This window comes from Pandoraea communis, assembly GCF_902459745.1.
Classification (GTDB): Bacteria; Pseudomonadota; Gammaproteobacteria; order Burkholderiales; family Burkholderiaceae; genus Pandoraea; species Pandoraea communis.
Map to the genome: position 1 here is coordinate 203,781 of NZ_CABPSJ010000006.1, position 19,549 is coordinate 223,329.

Sequence of the window (19,549 nt, forward strand, 5' to 3'; positions counted from 1 at the left end):
GATCCAGGATGTGCGCGAGAAGTCCGAGAGCCCCTTACCAAGGGCTCTCGGAATTTGATGAAAATAGCTCGATGAGCACCGAGCGCAGCCAAGCGATACCGTCGTCCTCGGAAAATTGGTCGTGGCTGTAAAGGCCCACTGTTATCGTCGGCAGCGTAAGCGGAAGGCGTAGTAATCGGTAAATGCCATCGCGATTTACCTGCTCTGCGATCGGGTGCGGAAGAATAAAGGCAAGGTCGGTCATCGCAACAACCTGCGGCGCAATAGTAAATTGCGGAACCTGTAACGCAATACTCTGTTGAATTCCTGCTTGGCGAAACGCGACCTCCATTACCGAGTTGTGGCCGGTGGTATTCGTGCACGAATGCACAAACCGCAAGCGATTCACATCCTCGATCGTCAACTCGCTGGCACGGAACGGATGTTCAGCCCGCAGCATGCACACAAACTCGTCCTCACGAAGCTTGTCAAAACGACATTCGTGACCTGGCTCAGCAAGGTACCCTAGGGCAAGATCAATGTCGCCTTTGCGTAAGGCCGTGGTTATCAGATCCACAGGCAGTTGCTGGACCTGCACTTCTACATTGGGGGCACGTGTTGCCAGCACTTGCATCAGCGCTGGTAACACGTGCAGTTGAGCCATGTCCGACATTGCCAATCGAAACGTTCGTGACGCGGTCGCAGGCTCGAAACCAGCGTGCCTCACAAGAGCACCATGAATGATGGTGAACGCTTCCTGAATGGGCAAATGTAATCGGGTTGCTGCGGGGGTCGGCTCCATCGACAATGAGCTTCGAACAAACAGCGGATCGTCGAAAACCTCCCGCAGGCGGCGCAATGCGTGGCTAATTGCGGGTTGGCTGACGTGAAGCTTGTCCGCGGCGACAGTCAAGCTACGCCCCTCCCATATTGCAAGAAATGTCCTGAGCAGGTTTAGATCAACGGTCGTCATGTTGACTTGCTTCATTGTGCCTACCCTACCGTTCGAACGTTCATTTACGGCCACGCATCTAAGAATAGGGACAGATGCCCTGACCCATCAGTTCGACGACAAACTATCACCGTGACCGAACTGATGGGACAGGGCATCCGTCCCGCGGCTAACCACGTAGCGGCAACGTCCTTAGGTCGATTGATCCCGAGTCCGTGCCTCTCTGGGGTAGGTTTCCGGTGCGATCAACGCCGCTATCACTGTCACCATGCCAAGCGCGGCAAGATAAAGAGCAATCGGGCCTATGGTTCGATAATGCGCGAGCAGTGCTGTCGCGATAACCGGCGCGAACCCGGCGCCTAATACCGAAGACAGTTCTCGTCCAATCCCAAGACCAGAATAGCGGAGTCTCGGCGGGAGCAATTCACTGATGAATGCCGGCTGTGAACCTTGCAGAATGCCTAGAACCAGACTATTCGCGAGGAGAAGTGCCGTCATCACAGCAACGGTCGTACCTTTTTGGAAGATCGCAAAGAACGGATATGAAAGTGCAACGATACCGACCGCGCCAATCAAATACACAGGCTTGCGGCCAATGATGTCGCTGACATATCCAGAAAACAAACACACGGGGATCGACAGCAACATCGAAACGATCAGCCCGCTGTAGACCAGCTGATCAGAAATTCCACAGAATTTTCCGAAAGCGATCGAGAAAGCAAAGAAGATCCACGATGCAGTCCCCTCACCCAAACGCAGCCCGAACACCATCAACACCCGGCCCGGGCACGTCCGCAGAACTTCCAACAGCGGCGCATGTGCAACCTTTCCTTCCTTGCTGAGTTTCGCGAAATCCTCGCTCTCTGCGATGTGGGACCGGAGGTAGATGCCGATACCGATCATGATCACGCTAAGCAGAAAGGGAACGCGCCAGCCCCAAGTGAGAAAGCTTTCTCCCGACCAGCGTTGCGCCAGCATGAACGCACCGGTAGACAGTGCAAATCCGATCACCGCTCCGGAGGGGCTCCAGGCCGACAGACGGGCGCGTTTTCGCTGAGGTGCATTCTCGCTGATCAGCAAAATGCTGCCGCTCCACTCTCCGCCTGCCGCCAGACCCTGCACCAGCCTGAGCGCGACAAGAAGTACCGGCGCGGCAATACCAATTTGTGCGTAGGACGGAATGAGCCCCATGAGAAATGTGCTGCTCCCCATTGCACCAAGGGTGAGCATCATCACCGCGCGGCGACCGTATCTATCTCCAAAGTGCCCGCACAAGATCCCGCCAATCGGCCGCGCGATGAATCCGGCCGCCAAGCCGCCGAATGCGGCGATTGTGCCTGTTAGTGGATCGACTCCGATTGGGAAAAATATCGTCCCAAAAACCGACGCTGCCGCTGTTCCATACAAGAAGAAGTCATACCACTCCAGTATCTGTCCGATCACCGAGGTCAAAACGGCTCGACGGATGCGCTTCTTATCGCTATCCGTCGTACTGACCTGCGCGTTGTCTGAAATTTCCGCCGCAATGCTCATAGCCTCAAGCCTTATAAAAATGAACTGCCATCCTATGATTTCTCTTGATGAAAATTCGGGATTTCATGTTTCCCGAAACGCCGACCAACAAACCCCTGCGCACCGACCAATGGGTCAGAATCGAGATGATTAGCTGTGTTGATGTTGCAGTTGCCTATGCATCCTGAGCCGCGAACTCATCGATGCCTCCAGCAACTGAGCAATTGCACAAATCCTCTCGTCGGCACCGCGTCTACCAACAACCTGCAGTCCCGCCAGAACGACGTGGCCAAACACGGGAACGGGAATGCTGATTGCTGGATGGCCACTCAAATTGAACGGACGAATGAGGGAGGACAAGCCGATTACGGATGCCCCGCCCCGAGCGGCGTTTAGCGTTATCGGCGGCGCCGGCATCGTGGGCAGAACAAGAACATCGAACTGGTCGAGAGCGTTGTCGACCTCTGCCGTAAAAACCTTTCGCACAACCTCCGCCGCAGCAATCGATGAAGGCGACTCACGGGAAGCGGACAGCAGGCGAGCCTCGATGTCCGGCCCTAGCAGGGCTTTCCCGCAAAGGTGTCCAAACGCAAGCCACGTCTCCGCGTTGATTACGGTGAGGCCAGCATTGAACGCGTCTGAGATTTTTAGGAGATCGAGCTCGGCGTGAGCCAAGCCACTTTCATAAATCGTCGTCTTGATAGCGCTTGTGATCGCCGAATCCGCTTGAGCCCGCACCATGCCCACGCGAACCCCAGCAGCGTTCACTCGCTTGAAGTCGGCTGCGTTGCTATCGAAATTCGGAGCGATTGCCGACATGACATCGGTAATTACAGACATCGATCGGGCAAAGGGGCCAACGCAGTCCAGAGATGATTCCATCGGAAGCACACCGATACGGCTCACTCGACCAAACGTCGGCTTTAAACCTATAACGCCACAGCACGACGCCGGACCGCGAATGGAGCCACCAGTATCGGTGCCGATTGCAGCCTGAGCGAGCCCCCGACCTACCGCAGCAGCGGACCCGCTTGACGATCCTCCAGGGATAAGTTCCTCACCTTGGGGGTTGGTCGGTGTGCCAGCGTAGTCGTTGATGCCAGTCATGCCGAACGCCAGTTCGTGCATGTTCGCTTTGCCCACGATTCTCCAGTTGGCATCGATCAAAAGATCGACGATTTCAGCGTGAGAGGCGGCCGGACTATCGGACGCAAAAGCTCGACTCCCCATGGAGGTCCTCAATCCCTTGATATCGATCGAGTCTTTGATCACGATCGTGCGATCACCCGAGCCCAACGAAAATTCAGAGAGCAATTCATTCACAACGAGTCTTCCCCATAAACTTAGTTTCCAGCGCCAAGGAAACGCCGCGTATCCGCTCCCAACGCAAGGTGCCTGGAGCCTCCGATAGCAGCCCCCTGATGCGCCTTCCCGTGGATTCAGTTGCACACTGGATAGTCATCGAAATCCGGCGATTCACGTGTCAGGTATCGATGAGCAAATTTTCGCGCCCACCCGCTAATTCAACAAATTCATCTAAAATCGCACCATCATCAGCGGGACGAATGTCTCATTCGACAATGAGAGGGCTGCGATCGGACATCGGCCTTTTGACGGACCGTCAGCGATGTCACATAGCCCGCCGTACGCGGCTATTTAGGGAGCGCAGCACAATGGCGTCGGAGAGGCGATCGAGGCAAAATCAGTTCAGACGCTGCCCATTCCGGTCGCGAAAAATCCGACGGGCTAGGGGAAAATCCCAAGGTCGTTGCCTCGCAAAAGGTTCTGCTTGAGAATCGACTCCGCAAGCTATGTGTACCCAACGACATCCCACAGCTAAAAGCACAGCACTGCCATGACGACGGTTGACAGTATCGATTTGAATCTGCTGCGCGTTTTTGATGCGATTGCGAAGGAGCGTAGTTTGACGCGGGCGGGGGAGCGACTCGCGTTGTCGCAACCGGCAATTAGTTACTCGCTAAGCCGTTTGCGGCTTTTGTTTGGCGACACGCTTTTCGTGCGGACCCGTACTGGGATGCAGCCCACGCCTTTAGCGTTAGAGCTCGAGTCCCCGATTTCGCGTACGCTTCTGACATTGAGGGATGCGTTGCGCTATGGGGAGTCGTTCGACCCGATGCGAAGCGAACGCGCATTCAGACTCTCGCTGTCCGACGCAGGCGAATTGGTTTACCTTCCCCCGATCTGTAGCGCGCTCAATAGCCTCGCCCCGAACGTCAAGATCACGGTCGACCCGCTGCCTTACGATTTGGTAGAGGATGGTCTGCGATCGAATCGCATCGATTTTGCGATCGGGAATCTACCTGGCCTGCGATTGAAGACTCGGGCGGAAGTACTGTTTGAAGAGTCGTATGTTTGCGTGACGCGATCACGCGCCGAATTGCCCCCGGGGCACATCGTTGACATCGACTATTTTTTAGCGGGATTCCACGTCCACGTCCCATCGCAGGAACACTATCGCCAGTCGGTCGATTCCGCCTACCGATTGCAAGGGGTGAATCGAAAGATAGCTCTTGAAGTGCCACATTTCTCGGCATTGCCGAAGATTCTGGCAGTGACGGACATTTTTGCGACCGTGCCTCGAAGGCTTGCCAGTACCTTGGCGGCTAGAAATGGCCAGCTCAGGATCTACGAGCCGCCCGTTTCCCTTCCTAAGGCCGAGGTCTCATTGCACTGGCATGAGAACTTCCACGCCGATGGCGGAAACGTTTGGCTTCGCAATCTTTTATCTGAGGTGATCCGCAAGTCGTGTCAGTAGACATTGGGCTTGCGGATGCACTTATTGCTTCATTGTTGCGCAGCATGATCCAGCTGCACTGCCGGATTGAGCTGTGCAGGGGCATCGAAGAGGCGCTGCGTACGGAAGTGCTGAATCAACCAGGTACCGTCTACCGATGGCTTGAAATCGATTTCCAACTTGGCACCAATCAATTCGGAATTTCCTGCGACGTACGCTGATGTCTGCAGCATAATCCATCGACCCTTGGCAAACTCTGCATCAGGGTTCACCTCAATCGTTTCGGTCGTCAGAAAGTGCACGTTCAGCGTGAAGTGCGGCACGGGAGGATGATATCGATTTAGCATCCCGATGATTTGCTCGTGCCCTTGCAAGTATCCAAACTTGTTCGCATAGTGGGGGCCAATCCCTTGCCAAATGGCATCGCTCGCAAACAGGTCCTTTAGAGTTTCTCCTTCTACTCCGCCGTTAGGGACATCACAGAGCGCCATATATCGGGCCATCGTCCTGCGTACAGCGTGTTCGGCCTCGAGTACGGCAAGTCGTTTCATCATTGCGTCCATGTGTTTTCTCCGGTATTCATCGTTTTTGGAAGGGAGGCTGCCGCGTCAATTCCTTCGCACCCTCTAAAGGTCTAGGATCAAAAGCGGTGAGCGAGAGCGGGAAACGCAACTGCAAATTACTTTCCCGGATGCTCGTTCTTTCTTGCTCAAGCATTGGTCTCGATGCGATGGATCACCCTCCACGACATCGACAACGCAGGTCCCGCAGACTCCTTCGGCACACGAAGTGTCCACGTCTACCCCGATCGTCGCCAATGCTTCAACGATAGACACACCTTTCTCCACGCGCACTATCTGTCCGGTACTGGCGACCTTCACATTGAAGGTCTCAAGCTCGTTATCCTCAGATATAGGATCAGGTGCCACCTCGAAACGCTCAAGATGAACGGAGTCCGCGGCAACATAGTTTTCCGCGATCTTTTCCACCAACTCCATGAACGGCGATGGACCACAGGTGTAGACATGTGCACTTCCACCAGCTTGGTCTAACGCCTCATGCATCGTGCGTTCGATCCCGTCCCGCGGCTCATTGACGTGCATGTGAACATGTTGCGCGAACGGAGGGGCAAGCAATATCTCTGAGAACGCTGCGTGTGCCTTGCTGCGAACGAAGTAATGCAATACGAACTTGCGTTGCAATCGCACTAGCCGATACGCCATGTTGAGCAGCGGGGTAATGCCAATTCCAGCGGCAAACAGAACAGTGTGGCTGGCCAGAGACTCAAGCGCGAAGAGATTCCTGGGGCGACCGATCAGCAACTGCGTACCGACCATCACATCATCGTGAAGGGATATCGAGCCCCCTCGCGATTTTTCTTCACGCTTTACGGCGAAGAGATATTCGTCGCGAACGTCGGGATCACCGCATAACGAGTACTGGCGTGTTATGCCACTAGGGCTGGTAACGTCCACATGAGCACCTGGCTCATAGGGTTCCAACGGCAATCCGTCTACTCGAGAAACACGGAAGGATCGTATCCCCACCGCCTCTTCATTGATCTCGTTGACTCGCACCGTATAGGTTGTCTTGCCTGTCGATTGCATAATCAAATTTCGCGTTTAAGCTTGGCAGTAACGTGGTAGAGGACCGCGGGCGTCAACGGACACATCGCGGCCCCTGCCAGGGGACCAATGGCTTACGCTGTCTCCATCAGAATCGACGTGCTGGCGACGTTGGTCGCCCAATTGTTCGGAAGCGGCGCGATATAAACGTTCTCTGTGCGATAGCGCGACATCTTCCAAACACCGTCCACCTTCTTGAACGCGTTATTAATACGACTGGACCGAAGGACAGACGAACCATCCTCGAAGATCCACGGCTGAAAATGTACCCACTGACCCTCCGCCGTTTCGCCCCGGACATGAATTTGCTCCGACGTAAGGTAGTGGCAGTTGAGAATCATCTTCGGATCGCGAGGCTCGAAGAACTTTGATAGATGTGCGTAAATCTGCTCGCGCCCGACGAAGCGTCCGAATTGCGCGTTGTAATGCGCGCCCACTCCCTCCCAAATCGCATCTTCGCTATAGAGGCTTACGATTTCCTTCACGCGATCCTCAAGCGCAACACCCGTGGCAGGCAAGGGGATATCGCACAGAAACATGTACCGTGCGACGATGCGTCGGATGTCCGCCTCAGCGGCAAGCTCGTTTACTGTGTTCCGCAAGGCGCGGACTTCCTCAATAAGATTTTGATCGTTCATTTTCAAGCATCGATAAGATTGCTAGTTAATGAGGGTTCCGCCGCCGGAGCGATTTCGTGCGCCGAAGGCGGAACATTTTTCAATCAGAGCAGGAAGCTGATGGCAGCCAACGAGTCCAAAGAATCGACCAGCCGAACGATCTTCTGCACTAAGCGTGCATCTTGGGTTGACACGTCGATCCGATGTTCCACCTCTGCAGCGAACAGCGAAGCATTTCCTTGGCGGTAAGCAACGACGATCTGCGCAGAACGGAGGTCGACGATTCCATCCGAGTCGCGAACAACGTTGAACCGTGACACCGTCCGGATTGTCTTCGCCGCATTCGAGACTGACGGCGAGGATGTCGACATCAAACGTTCGACCCGCTTCTTCCGCATCTCATGGTCGTCCAGCGCATAGTTGAGCGTCGCGTAGAAATCACTGGTCGCGGGGTCGATCGGAATGACGTAAATCCCTTCTGCATTCCACAGACGCAGCCATTCCGCGTATTCTTTTCGATCCAGCAGCTCTGCTTCTTTCCAAACCAGCTCGATAGCGCGGGCCACGGTCGGCACGGCAAGTGACGTATTTTCTAGACTCATTGTCCTTTCTCCATCAACTCCAGCCACTTTGCGTAGCCAGCGCGCATACCAGTTTCGTCGGTAGAGTGACCGTTAATGTCGCCATTCGGCAGCGTCACTTCACGATTGATGCCTCGGTTAAGAAGAATGGGGACGTCCGGGCCGGCGTAAGATCCTCGCTGGACACGCTCCCACGCTTCCGCATCATCAGGGCTGCCAAAGCCGAAGGGGCCTTGGAAGTTCTCGTGAATGCGCAGTCGCTCGCGATTTGCCTCTTCCGGCCCTCCGTCCATGGCCAACGCGATGTGCCGAATTTCCGTTTCGTCGGCGGAAATAGGCCGAAGCACTCGGAAGAACGCCATCGAGAGCGCAAGATTAGGAAAGAGGTTAACGTTGAAGCCGACGCCCATCAGCGACCGAACGATGCGGCGAACCTCTTCTTCCGAATGGTTCTCACGCAGCGACTTCGCTAGCGGCTCGAACCGCTCAGGCAGGGGCGCCCCGTCGTCAGTCTCGATGTTCATGAGCTCTGGCACTTGCACCGCAATGCTGTGCCCATTGCCCAACGAACGACAGAAGGCCTTATCGCTCGAAATAAAGCTGGTCACTGCGGTGGCCGTCTCCTCATCGATCGAATCCATCCACGACTTGTGCACCACAGGGAAGTGATAAAGATCAGTGGTGTTCTCGAGCTGAATCTTCCAGTTTCCTTTGAACTTGAACTTGTGTTCACCGTTCGTCTTGATCGGATACCCGGCACCCTGCTTCATGAAGAGGTCGATCCACGGCTTCGCGTTGCCAAGAAAATCCTCGAGAGGCTCAATCTCGTGATTGAAACTCGCGAAAATCAATCCCTGATAGATGCCAACGCGTAGCGCCTTGAGTGGCAACTCTGACTTCTCAATGACTCCCTCATAACCGTCGCTGTACGGCAAACCTCGCAGTGCGCCGTCCAATCCGTACGACCAGCTGTGATAGGGGCAGGTGAAAGACTTCGCGTTCCCCTTGTGTTGCTCACAAACAGTAGCGCCGCGGTGTCGGCAACGGTTCTCAAAAACGTTGACGCTTCCGTTTTTGTCGCGCACCACGATCACCGGTTGGCGGCCAATCAAAGTGGTACGAAAATCACCCGGGTTAACTAGCTCGCTTTCATGCGCGACCCAAATCCAGGTCTTGTAGAAGATTCGCTCAAGCTCGGCCTCGAAGAGTGACGGATCGTAGTAAAGCGAAGGCAAAAAACGGTCCGCCTTCACGCGACGCTTCAGGTCGCTCACGTCGATGGTTTGATATGTAGGTTCGCTCATTTTTGTCTGAGGAGTTGGGGGTGATGATTTGTCGATGCGGATTCAAGTTTCAGTGACTTGAATACATGCGTCAAATTGATCTAAAATTCCACCAACATAAGCCAGCCGAATATCATGAACTCGATCGACGGTATAGACCTCAATCTGTTGCGCGTATTCAAAGCGATTGTGGAAGAGCGAAGCCTTACGCGAGCAGGGGAGCGCCTTTCGCTTTCGCAACCGGCAGTCAGCCACTGTCTCGGCAGGCTTCGCACACTCTTCGACGACCCACTATTTGTTCGCACTCGAACCGGGATGCGGCCGACAGCTGCGGCATTGGAAATCGCGACCATCGTTTCGAAAGCAATGGAATCCGTTCAAGTTGCACTGCGGTATGCCGAACGATTCGAGCCGTTGGTCAGCAGCCGCACGTTTCGGCTTTCGATCTCCGATGCCGGTGAGCTCGCGTACCTACCGGCTATATGTGAGTTGTTGCGCCAGACTGCGCCGAATGTGCGTCTTGGCGTTTTCCCGCTGCCGGCCGATGAGATCGAGGAGGCATTGCGCTGCAGCAATATCGATTTCGCTGTAGGTAATCTGCCCGCACTGAAATCTCGCACCCGCAGCTTGCCGCTTTTCGACGAAACTTATGTTTGCATCACGCGAAAGCGGAAAGGTTTGCCGGGCGGAAGAACGATACGCCTTCACACTCTAATGGAGGCCAGGCACGTACAAGTGTCGTCTGCGGAGCACAGTCACCACGCTATAGACGCCGCATTCGTGCAGCAAGGAGTGAAGCGCAATGTCGTATTGGAGGTGCCGCATTTCGTGGCTTTACCGGACGTTTTGGCGGCCACAGATTTGTATGCCACGGTTCCTCACCATCTCGCGGCAGTATTCGCGCAAGACAGCGCACTGCGCATTTACGAGTTCCCCGTTGAACTACCCCACGCAGCTGTCACCCTGCACTGGCACGAAGGTTTCGAATCAGACGAAGCGAACGTTTGGATGAGGCGATTGCTGACCGATGTCATTCAGGGGTTCGATAGAAGTTGGTCCTGACACACTTCGCGCCAAGTAGTCTTGGAAGTGTGGAAAATCTGAACGAATTTCCGGCGCTGCGGGTGAAAAATCACGAGATCGATATCGGTCGCTGGTCGCAACATGCCAATGTGAATCGATGAGAGCCCCCCAGCACCTCAAGGATCACGCTGGCGAAATTGCGACCAGCGTCTGACGCTTAAAACTTGTGTCGGATGCCTGCGAGCAGCGCGGTCTGCGTGTTCGTGCTGGAGGCCGCCGCGGCAAGGAAGAGTACAGCGGTCGCTCGGGAGCCCGATGCCCTCACATAATTGACGTAGGCATAAACGTCTGTGCGCTTCGACAAATAATAGTCCGCGCCTAATTGCACTTGATTCCAGTGAGACGACGCATCGATCCCGCCATAGTGTCCCATCGAGTAGACGTAGGCCGCCGAGATATCGAGTGCCGGAGAAATGTTGTAGACGGCGGTAAGATCGAAGTTATCGAGATGCAGGCTGGTGCCGTCCAGATAGGAATATCGAACATCAGAGATGATGCCACCAAGACGCACCCGCCCAAACGCATTCTCCGCACCGCCAGCGAATACGCGTTGCCGCTGTACGCCGACATTGGGCGACAGCGGGCTGGTATGAAACAACTGGAATGCGCCGCCTGAGTAGTCGTTACTGACCGCACCTGACGAGTTGGTCGTGCCCGGCTGATCAATGTTCAGGTAGGTCAATGCGTAGCGTTGCGAGCCCCAGGCGTAATTGATACCGGCGCTGTATGCGCGATTCTGTGTGAAGTCGCCAGCTTTGTTGCTGAAAGCGTAGAGCGCTTCAAACTCCAGCCCCTTCCACTCAGGGCTCTTGTACTTTACCGAATTGCTGTAGCGGAAATTGCCCTCAATGTTGTCGTTGCTGCCTATGCTAGTGGCAAGCCCTGGCCCCATTGCATGAGGTTCGATTCGGTCGAGATAGTCCCACAGCACGTCATACTGGCGTCCGATCGTGATCGTGCCGTATTCTCGACTTGACAGCCCGACGAAAGCTTGCCGGCCGAACATTCTTCCGCCTTGACCCAGCGACCCCTGGTTGATGTCAAATCCGTTCTCCAGCGTTGCGATCGTGGATATGCCGCCACCCAGGTCCTCATTCACACGAAAACCGAGACGGTTGTTCTGATTCGCGCCACTGACAAGCCGGACGTTGGAATGCCCACCCTCGTTATTGAAGTATCCAATCCCATCTGAAATCACCCCGTAAATCGTGACTGAGCTCTGTGCGAGCGCGGAAAATGAAACCCCCATCAGCAATGCAACAAATCCATACTTGAAGCGCATATCCAACACCTATTTTGTGGTTAGAAAAAAAATGCGAATGGCCTTCATTTGTGGCCTTTTATATGATATGCAGTACTAATTATTTGCTTATTATTTCGACCGTGAGCAATTGAGAGTGTGCAACAAATTCGGCAAGAATTCGGCATCTACCCACGGGAAATCGATGGGCTGATTGAACAGGAATTTGCCTCGCAAAAAGGCGACAATCCCGGCCTCGAGCGAATGCTGAGTCACGCTGCCGCGCCTACTCCGCGATCAATAAAAAGCAACTCCAGGTCGGCTTAGGCCCTTGACACCCGACATGTCGGCTCGGCCATGGTCGCAATGTGGCTACTCTCGCCATGTCGGCGAATCATTTCGATGGAGTCTAGAAATGGGGGGAATATCCGTCAAATGCGTCGTAAATGCCGATACCATAAGTCAAATGAATATCATCGGCATCGACATGAATTTATTTCGCGTCTTCTTGCTCGGTGCTCGACGAGTGCGGAATTTCACGCAAAGTGGATCCGAGGTAGCTAGGGACGTTGTGTCCGAGGGAACAATGTTCAACTGCATCGGGGATGCGGACAAAATCTTGGACTACTTGGAGGTAGTTCATGTACACATACGAAGAGCACATCCGCGCCGTCAGGCTCTACATCAAGATAGGAAAGCGAGTCGCGGCGAGACTCGACCGCGGCGGCGAGGCACCGGGCGCCTTTGCGGCGATGTTTCGTCTCGTAACGGGAACCACGCCGAGCTCGTATTTCAGATTGTCCGAATTGGCGTAGGGCATGTCCTGACTTGCAGCGCAACACGCGCCTTACTTGCGTAACGTGAGACCTGAGCGCCAAAACTCGGGCGCACCTGATTCAAGAGGGATACGCAATGGGACGTCAAAACGTGGCGTTTCTTTCAGAGGGCGCGCTTCTGCGCGGCTGATTCTATCTGCCCATTCAATCGCGGCGTGCGGGTGAACACCCGGCCATCGTGATGGCGCACGGGTTCTCGGCGGTAAAGGGGCAATATCTCGATCGTTATGCTGAGGCGTTCGCTGGCGCACGTTTTGCTGTGCTCGTCTACGGCCATCGCAATTTCGGTGACGGCGAAGGGATACCGCGCCAGGAAGTTGATCCGGCGTTGCAGAAACGGTGCTATCGCGACGCGATTACCTACGTCTCGACTCGGGCAGACGTGGACGGCACACGCATAGGGATCTGGGGTTCAAGTTTCAGCGGTGGCAATGTGCTTGAGGTTGCGGCGGTCGATCGCCGAGTGAAATGTGTGGTTTCGCAGCTGCCGCAGATCAATCTGTATCAATCGGCATTGCGTCGGACACGCGCAGATCACGTTACCGCGTTGTTAGGGCGTTCGAGGCGGACCGCGCGCAATGCTTCGTCGGGGGGCACCCCAGACATCTTGCCTGCGACGAGTGTCGATCCTGCAGAGCCACGCGCGATGGCGGGAGCCGACAGCCACGCATTTTATGCAGGCACAGCAGCGTTCGCGCCGCAGTGGCGAAACGAGGTGACGTTGCGCAGCGCAGAGCGATCGCGCGAAAACGAACCTGCGGAGTACATCACACGCATCTCCCCGACGCCGCTGTTGATGATCGAGGCCGACGCAGGCACGTTGACGGCCACCGATCTGTGCCTGCGTGCGTATGAGGATGCGCTACCACCCAAACAACTTGCGATGATTTCACGAGGCACTTTACGCTCTATGCGAAACACTTCGAGGTGACGAGCCAGTGTGCTATGGAGTGGTTCGTTCGCCATCTATCTTTCGATGAATGACGCAATCAACCCGCATATTCGAAGTGTTTTTCAATCGATTGGCCTGACTGTTTGCCCTGAGACACTTGGCGGGCGCTTGAGCGCGAACAAGGTAGGTCTGCTGCCGGTTGGTTGCAGTCCGCCCTCCGTTGGACGCTTCCTACTGAAAACGGACACATACAACGTGAGGCCAGACGTCCGCTTCGGGCCGTAAGCGGCCGAAGGACTACGGCCGCCATCGGCCTGAAGCGGATGCCCGGAGCCGTGCCTCAAACGCATAGCGCGCGGTGACCTGACGGATATTTTCGTACCACGGGTGTCTAGAGAATCACAGCCCCGGTGGTTGAACTACATTCGCTAACCCGACGGAATTCAGCCGGGGTCAGGTACTGCAAACTCGAATGCGGGCGCACTTCGTTGTAGTGAGTGCGCCAGTCCTCGATCACGATCTTCGCCTCGATCCGATTGCGAAACCACTCCATCGCCAAACATTCATCACGAAATTTTCCGTTGAAACTCTCGTTGGTGCCGTTCTGCCATGGTTTGCCGGGGTCAATCAGTGCCGTCTCAATCTGCTCCTGGACTGCCCATTTCAACAGCGCTGTGCTGACAAACTCCGGCCCGTTGTCTGAGCGCAGATAACGTGGCGCGCCGTGCACGCTAATTAACCGGCTCAGCACTTCAATGACTCGACGCGAGCGAATCGATCCCGCCACATCAATCGCCAGGCACTCCCGCGTATATTCATCGACCACCGTCAGGCATTTAACTTGCTGGCCGTTCGCACAGGCATCGAATACGAAGTCATAGCACCAGACCGAGTTGCGGGTTGCTGGCGCATGGGGTCTTGGACGACTGCCTGCCACGCGGCGTCTACGACGTTTCATTGGTACTTGCAGGCCGGCCTGCGCCCAGAGCGAAGCACAACGGTCTCGACCGACCACGATGCCTTCACGCCCGAGCAATACTCGAATGCGACGCGAACCGAAGCGCGGGAATTGCCCCGACAATGCTCGCATCGCATCGATCACTGGCGCGTTCTTGCTCGGCATCTTGAGCTCGTAACCCAAGCTCGAACGGCTGACCTGCATCAGCGTGCACGCTCGCCGTTGGCTCAAGCCCCTTGCCATCGCAAACCGGGCTTGCTCACAGCGAGCCTGCACGCTCACCACTTTTTTGCGCCGATCTCCTTCAGGACTTGGATATCGAGCGCCTGGTCGGCGACCAGCTTCTTCAGTCGGACGTTCTCCGCTTCGAGTGCCATGAGGCGCTTGATGTCATCGCTGACCATCTCACCGAAGCGCTTTCGCCAAGCGTAAATCGACGCCTCGCTCACGCCGTGGCGCTTGGCCACCTCAGGCACTGTGTCTCGATCTGCCTCGCGCAGTATCCGCACAATCTGTTCGTCGCTGTACCGGCTTTTCTTCATACCAACTCCTCATCTGAGCTGAGGAGCCATTATCTCTAGATTTCTTTGGTACGAAATTTCACGGACAGGTCAGGTGCGCGAGCAACGCGCGTCGGCAGGGTTTGTCGGTGCCACCGCGCCAAGGGGTTGCCCTCGCCACGTCCATTCCAGGTGGACCGCGTAGCCGTTGAAGTCCGTGTAACGGGTGAGCAGGTGATGCTCGTAGGCGTAAGTGCGGACGTGATCGAGCGCATCGCGCTGCGCGTCCAGTGCAGTCCGCGTATTTGCAGGTCTTGCTTATCACCGGCGCGCGCCGGGAGGAACTCGCTGCCCTGCGCTGGGAAAATGTCGACTTCCAGTGGCGAAGTCTTCAGATCGCAGACAAGATCGAAACCGGGCGTGTAATTCCCCTCACGCCCTTTCTGGCCTCCCTATTGCTCAATCTGAAGCAACTCAATGAAACGCCACCGAGCAAACGCCGCCTGCGCAGCCTGGAAGAACGCGGACAGAAATGGGAGCCATCCCCTGGGTGTTTCACAGCCTCAATTCGGGGAAGGGACGGATTGCCGAACCGCGCTACGCGCACAACCAGGCTATCGAATCCGCCGGTCTGCCTCATGTAACGCTACACGGCCCGCGCCGATCCTTCGGCACACTATCCGAATGGTGCTAGGTTCCCGTAGGCGTCGTGGCACAGATTCAGGGGCACAAGCCGTCAGCGCTGGCTGAAAAGCACTATAGACGCAGGCCGCTCGACATGTTACGAATGTGGCATGACAAGATTGAGTTTTGGATGCTGGCGCAAGCGGGAATTGAGCCTCCCCAAGCAACAACAGCGACCGAGGAAGCCCACTTTAGCACTGCACAGCAAACCATCTCGAATCAAATCGCATCACCTCGTGCTTACTAACAACTGAAGCAGGTCGGCGAGCCATTTCTCGTTCGGTGTCGCTGCGCCGAAGTCACGATTGACGATGTTCTCTGGTGCCAGCCCGATCTCGCGCACATAAGAGCCGCATCGGCGTCGTTTCGGCGCGGCAACCGCCAATCGCTCCTGCTTCATCAAACCAGACTCAACTTACCGAGTTAACCTGGGCCTCGCGCAATGCAATCCTAATGTCCTCAGCCTCACCCGGCCGAGCGACGAAATGAGTGCGCCTCGACGGAATCTCGTCGAAGATATTTTCGGAGGCAGTGTAGTAGTACGTCGCAAGGGAGCGCCGGGAGCGGTTCGACGGGCAGCTCAGCGGATCAGGGTGACCATGAAACGAACAGTCGTCCGTCGCAAAAATAACGCATCGGTTCATCACGGGTGCGACCTTCTGCACACAGCGCTGCATGTCGCGGCTCCACAACTCCAGGTCCCCACCAAACCCGGACTCCCAGCCTTCGTTCAGATACAGGATGACATTCAACCTTCGGAGCAAAGAAAGGCGCTTATGGATGCGGAAATCGCGGTGAATTCCCAGTTTCCCGCCGGGCAATATTTCATGGAAACCACCCCCTTCGAAGTACGGATCTCCAAGGACACCCGAAATACCCGACACGGCGCCGAGAAACTCCAGAAATGGCGCCGAATTCAATAACTGAAAAAACTGCCGGCAAAAAGAACTGCAATTTTCTGGCGAGTACTGTCTTTTCAAACTGCCACGGTAACCAATGTCATAAAGATAATGATCTACCTCGGCGGAGGGAAATTCCCGGCACAAGCGCGCTACGATGTCCGGCGGGAAAAGATCGTCCACCACAACATGCGGATAAGGTGTGGCGAGCTGATAGGCATCCGCCAACGGCGTGCCATAGTCACGCGCTCCCTGGATGTCCAGACGGAACCCATCAAGATATGTCACGGGCAAATACATCAAGGGCCTCACGTGTTACAAGAATTTGAATAGAAAGCGGCTTCCCGGCCAGCTTCGCCAACGCTCAATACGCTTGGCTCTGCGCAGAAGCCGGGCAAGGCGTACAGGCAAGTCGCTACGGATGAACGGGCCAACCGTCTGAGCTCGGAACCGTAAACGTCGGACGACCTCCCGGTCCACATACGCCTCCTCCTCCCAATACTGATGATCGCGCCATCGGCAGCGTAATAGCATCGCCTGCCAGCGTGTGAATGGCCTAAGTGTGCTGCTACGCCCGAGGGAGGCATTCCGCCCATGCCGTCGGATAAGTTGCAAAGGCTGCGGGTCGATCTGACGTGCATCCAACGCCAGGGCCAGCGCATGGATCCACACGTCATGACTGATCTGGTCGGGCAGCGGCTGGGCCAGCGTGGCCAAAGGCCTCCTGATCACCGTCAGCGATCCGGTAACGAATCTCTCCGGCGCATACAAGGCCTTTACCTGTCCAAGCTTGCATGCGCCTTGCCATATCAGATTCTCGTCCACCAGTTTCCCGTCATGGATCACCAGCAGAACATCGTCCCGGGACTCCATTTTTTGCACCACAGATGCAATTTTCTCCGGAAACCAGACATCGTCCTGGTCACAGAAAAACAGAATCTCTCCTTGCGCCATTTCCAGACAGCAACCGAAATTCCGGGAATAGCCCAGATTTTTTTCATTCCGCTGCATCCGTACGGCAAAGGGAGCGCACGCTGCATAGCGTTCCAGTATGTGCCAACTGGCATCCGTGGATGCGTCATCGCACACAACCAGCTCATCGGGCAACATCGACTGCGCAGCAAGGCTTTCCAACTGCTGCGACAGGAACGCTTCTCCGTTGAAAACGGCGAGCAGCACCGAAATACGGGGGCGTGTCATGGCATAGGCACCGATTGACCGGGATCGCAGGGCACGGGAGCCTCGAAAATCAGAGCAAAAATCTCTCTCAGTGTTTGCGGGCGGAGTTGTCTGGCGCAAAGGTATTGGTCCAGCCGGTCATGCAACAGCGGGTCGCTGACCGCCAACGCACCCCACCATTGGCTAAACGACGTGGTATGCATGCCACGCACGTGCGCATGGAACTGCGGTATGGCGGCAATCAGCCGTGACGACAGCAGCCAGGCTTTCCCTTCATCCACGGGAGCCAGCTTCTCCAGCCGACGGATCAGTCGCTCAGCCCAAACCTGATTGCGCAAACGATCCACCTCGTTCCACTCGGGCCGGTGAGCGCTCTTCCAGGCTCGCAGCGTGCTTTGCCATTGCAGCAGTTCGGGTGGCCTTGCGTCCCAGAGAATTCGCGCATCTGCGTAAACCCAGTTTGACGCGAGGTCAGCCAGTGTCGCAGCGCGCGTTTGCACATGAAGATCCACCTGAACCTCCTGTGCAAAACCGAAAATACCGCCGTGGGCAGGCTCATCGGTCAGCAGCAGCAAGTCGACATCCGAGTCGCCGAATTCCGCCGGCAACGGACGCCGCGCCAGGCTGCCATACAGCACCACCCCCGAAAAGGGGATGGGCATCAAGACCCGGAGTTGCGCCAGCAATTGCTGCACATCGGCGTGGACAAAATACTGATGCAGTGCGTCCGCCAGCGCGGGCCCAAGCACCGGCCCGACCGCAACCGGCCGGGAGCTCATGACGACGCTCCCGCCGGGGATGACGCCTCGTCCCGAAGCAATTGCTCGACGACGAAGCGGATCTCATCCACGCCCGTCAGACAGCCCTGGCGGCTACGGCAATACGCCCAAAGACGCGCGACCCGTTCCGGCTGCACGTCCACACCACAGACATGCAACGCATACTCCACCGCGGCGCGACCGCTGCCCGGCCCCAGCAACAAAGCCTGCTCGCGACCGAGCGCGCGCGCCGGCACGGCCGAGTAGACCAGGTCCTCATATGCCTCACCGAAGTCGCGGCTCTTGAGAATTGCGGCGACATGGGTGCCCGTGGAAGTACTGAAAGCATCGGCGCCGACCAGCGGCGCCTGCGGGGCAATGCCGATGCCCGCGGATTCGGCCAAAAGGGCACATAAGCTAGCCATGGGCTCCAGAGCGAAGTGGCTATTGCCGGCTTCCCGCAACAACCAGATGAACTGCTCCAGCGGCGTATTGCCGGTGCGCTCTCCGACGCCCAGAAAAGTGCCGCTTATCATTGACGCACCGCTCGTGGCGGCCGCCCACGCGTTGGCCAGACTCAAGCCTTTGTCATTGTGGCCATGCCAGCCCATTTCCACGGAGGAATGGATCCGTGCGAGCACATTCATCACGAATTCGGTCAGGCGCCGAGCCCCTTCGGGAACACAGTCACCCACGGTGTCGCAAATCACGACGATGAGGGCACCCCAGCCGGTCGCCGCTTGCAGCCCCCGGGTCAGCGCTTCCGGCCCTGCGCGGGAAGCATCTTCGTACGACACCCGGAACGGCAAGTTTTCCCGTGCGGCCAAAGCACACGCTTTCTCGAGCTTTTGCAGTGCTTGTTCGAACGTCCAGTGTTCGACCCGCAGCCGTAAATCGCTGATGCCGATAAAAATGTCCGCAGCCATGGGGGCCTGCGTCGCGTCGCGGATCGCCAGAATCGCCTGAACATCGGCCTCCACGGCGCGGGCCATGAACACAGGTTCTATCGGCAACTTCCGGTCATGGACATGCCGGGCCAGCGCTGTGCAGCGGGCGTACTCTTGTGGTGATGCCGCCGGAAATCCCAGAAAGGCATGTTGCACGCCAACCGCGGCGCTTAATTCGAGCAGACGGATTCTTTCCGCAAGCGCAGGCTGCCGCAAACGTACGCTTTGCAAGGCGTCGCGGATATCCTCTTCCAATCGGACATGTCGCA

At 56.3% G+C, this 19,549-nt stretch carries 17 protein-coding genes and 2 pseudogenes; 4 read left to right on the plus strand and 15 right to left on the minus strand.

Annotation, left to right across the window (positions count from 1 at the left end; genetic code table 11):
* Positions 1–34: 34 nt before the first annotated feature.
* The 3 genes from PCO31110_RS20670 to PCO31110_RS20680 form a co-directional block, all read right to left on the minus strand.
* The gene (locus PCO31110_RS20670) at positions 35–967 is read right to left on the minus strand and encodes a LysR family transcriptional regulator (RefSeq protein ID WP_048628150.1); all 933 of its coding nucleotides are present in this window, start codon (positions 965–967) and stop codon (positions 35–37) included.
* 156 nt (positions 968–1,123) lie between these two features.
* On the minus strand, positions 1,124–2,464 hold the full coding sequence (locus PCO31110_RS20675) for an MFS transporter (RefSeq protein WP_082164679.1): 1,341 nt from the start codon (positions 2,462–2,464) through the stop codon (positions 1,124–1,126).
* A 129-nt stretch (positions 2,465–2,593) separates the two neighbouring features.
* Positions 2,594–3,766, minus strand: a complete 1,173-nt coding sequence (locus PCO31110_RS20680; protein WP_048628151.1) for an amidase — start codon at positions 3,764–3,766, stop codon at positions 2,594–2,596.
* Between the two features lie 532 nt (positions 3,767–4,298).
* On the opposite strand from PCO31110_RS20680, the gene PCO31110_RS20685 reads away from it, so the two are divergent.
* A complete protein-coding gene (locus PCO31110_RS20685) occupies positions 4,299–5,219 on the plus strand; it encodes a LysR family transcriptional regulator (RefSeq protein ID WP_048628152.1) in 921 nt (306 codons plus the stop codon).
* 29 nt (positions 5,220–5,248) lie between these two features.
* Here the strand turns inward: PCO31110_RS20685 and PCO31110_RS20690 are convergent, their stop codons facing one another.
* From PCO31110_RS20690 to PCO31110_RS20710, 5 genes are all read right to left on the minus strand, one after another.
* Positions 5,249–5,761 carry a nuclear transport factor 2 family protein gene (locus tag PCO31110_RS20690; protein ID WP_048628153.1) on the minus strand — a complete coding sequence of 171 codons (513 nt, stop codon included), beginning with the start codon at positions 5,759–5,761 and terminating at the stop codon, positions 5,249–5,251.
* 63 nt (positions 5,762–5,824) lie between these two features.
* Entirely contained in the window at positions 5,825–6,805 is a 981-nt protein-coding gene (locus PCO31110_RS20695) for a PDR/VanB family oxidoreductase (RefSeq protein WP_048628154.1), read from the minus strand.
* Positions 6,806–6,897: 92 nt separating this feature from the next.
* A complete protein-coding gene (locus tag PCO31110_RS20700) occupies positions 6,898–7,461 on the minus strand; it encodes a nuclear transport factor 2 family protein (RefSeq protein ID WP_048628155.1) in 564 nt (187 codons plus the stop codon).
* Between the two features lie 83 nt (positions 7,462–7,544).
* Complete coding sequence (locus tag PCO31110_RS20705; protein ID WP_048628156.1) at positions 7,545–8,042, minus strand: aromatic-ring-hydroxylating dioxygenase subunit beta; 498 nt, start codon at positions 8,040–8,042, stop codon at positions 7,545–7,547.
* Positions 8,039–9,325, minus strand: coding sequence for an aromatic ring-hydroxylating oxygenase subunit alpha (locus PCO31110_RS20710; protein WP_048628157.1), 1,287 nt, complete (start codon positions 9,323–9,325; stop codon positions 8,039–8,041). Before PCO31110_RS20710 ends, PCO31110_RS20705 begins: the two co-directional genes overlap by 4 nt.
* A 114-nt stretch (positions 9,326–9,439) precedes the next feature.
* On the opposite strand from PCO31110_RS20710, the gene PCO31110_RS20715 reads away from it, so the two are divergent.
* A complete protein-coding gene (locus tag PCO31110_RS20715) occupies positions 9,440–10,366 on the plus strand; it encodes a LysR family transcriptional regulator (RefSeq protein WP_048628158.1) in 927 nt (308 codons plus the stop codon).
* A 178-nt stretch (positions 10,367–10,544) separates the two neighbouring features.
* On the opposite strand, the gene PCO31110_RS20720 is transcribed toward PCO31110_RS20715, so the two are convergent.
* Positions 10,545–11,669: a porin gene (locus PCO31110_RS20720; RefSeq protein ID WP_048628159.1), complete on the minus strand. Its 1,125-nt coding sequence runs from the start codon at positions 11,667–11,669 to the stop codon at positions 10,545–10,547.
* Positions 11,670–12,644: 975 nt separating this feature from the next.
* On the opposite strand from PCO31110_RS20720, the gene PCO31110_RS20725 reads away from it, so the two are divergent.
* Positions 12,645–13,394 carry an alpha/beta hydrolase gene (locus tag PCO31110_RS20725; protein ID WP_246189923.1) on the plus strand — a complete coding sequence of 250 codons (750 nt, stop codon included), beginning with the start codon at positions 12,645–12,647 and terminating at the stop codon, positions 13,392–13,394.
* A gap of 352 nt (positions 13,395–13,746) precedes the next feature.
* Here PCO31110_RS20725 and PCO31110_RS20730 read toward each other — a convergent pair.
* Positions 13,747–14,855, minus strand: a protein-coding gene (locus PCO31110_RS20730) for an IS3 family transposase (protein WP_150691301.1) whose coding sequence is annotated in 2 segments (ribosomal slippage) — positions 13,747–14,606 and positions 14,606–14,855 — 1,110 coding nt in all. Because the reading frame shifts where the segments join, the coding sequence is not laid out codon by codon here.
* Positions 14,856–15,100: 245 nt separating this feature from the next.
* Here PCO31110_RS20730 and PCO31110_RS20735 point away from each other — a divergent pair.
* Positions 15,101–15,744 (plus strand): annotated as a pseudogene (locus PCO31110_RS20735) (tyrosine-type recombinase/integrase); the annotation flags it as partial.
* Here PCO31110_RS20735 and PCO31110_RS25775 read toward each other — a convergent pair.
* The 5 genes and pseudogenes from PCO31110_RS25775 to PCO31110_RS20755 form a co-directional block, all read right to left on the minus strand.
* Positions 15,739–15,900: pseudogene (locus PCO31110_RS25775) on the minus strand (IS3 family transposase); the annotation flags it as partial. The pseudogenes PCO31110_RS20735 and PCO31110_RS25775 overlap by 6 nt on opposite strands.
* Positions 15,901–15,907: 7 nt before the next feature.
* On the minus strand, positions 15,908–16,696 hold the full coding sequence (locus PCO31110_RS20740; protein WP_053086327.1) for a 2OG-Fe(II) oxygenase: 789 nt from the start codon (positions 16,694–16,696) through the stop codon (positions 15,908–15,910).
* Between the two features lie 15 nt (positions 16,697–16,711).
* Positions 16,712–17,596, minus strand: a complete 885-nt coding sequence (locus PCO31110_RS20745; RefSeq protein ID WP_048628162.1) for a glycosyltransferase — start codon at positions 17,594–17,596, stop codon at positions 16,712–16,714.
* Complete coding sequence (locus PCO31110_RS20750) at positions 17,593–18,354, minus strand: nucleotidyltransferase family protein (protein WP_048628163.1); 762 nt, start codon at positions 18,352–18,354, stop codon at positions 17,593–17,595. The genes PCO31110_RS20745 and PCO31110_RS20750 overlap by 4 nt, the downstream gene beginning before the upstream one ends.
* The gene (locus PCO31110_RS20755; protein WP_072632750.1) at positions 18,351–19,535 is read right to left on the minus strand and encodes a hydroxymethylglutaryl-CoA lyase-like TIM-barrel protein; all 1,185 of its coding nucleotides are present in this window, start codon (positions 19,533–19,535) and stop codon (positions 18,351–18,353) included. Before PCO31110_RS20755 ends, PCO31110_RS20750 begins: the two co-directional genes overlap by 4 nt.
* Positions 19,536–19,549 lie beyond the last annotated feature (14 nt).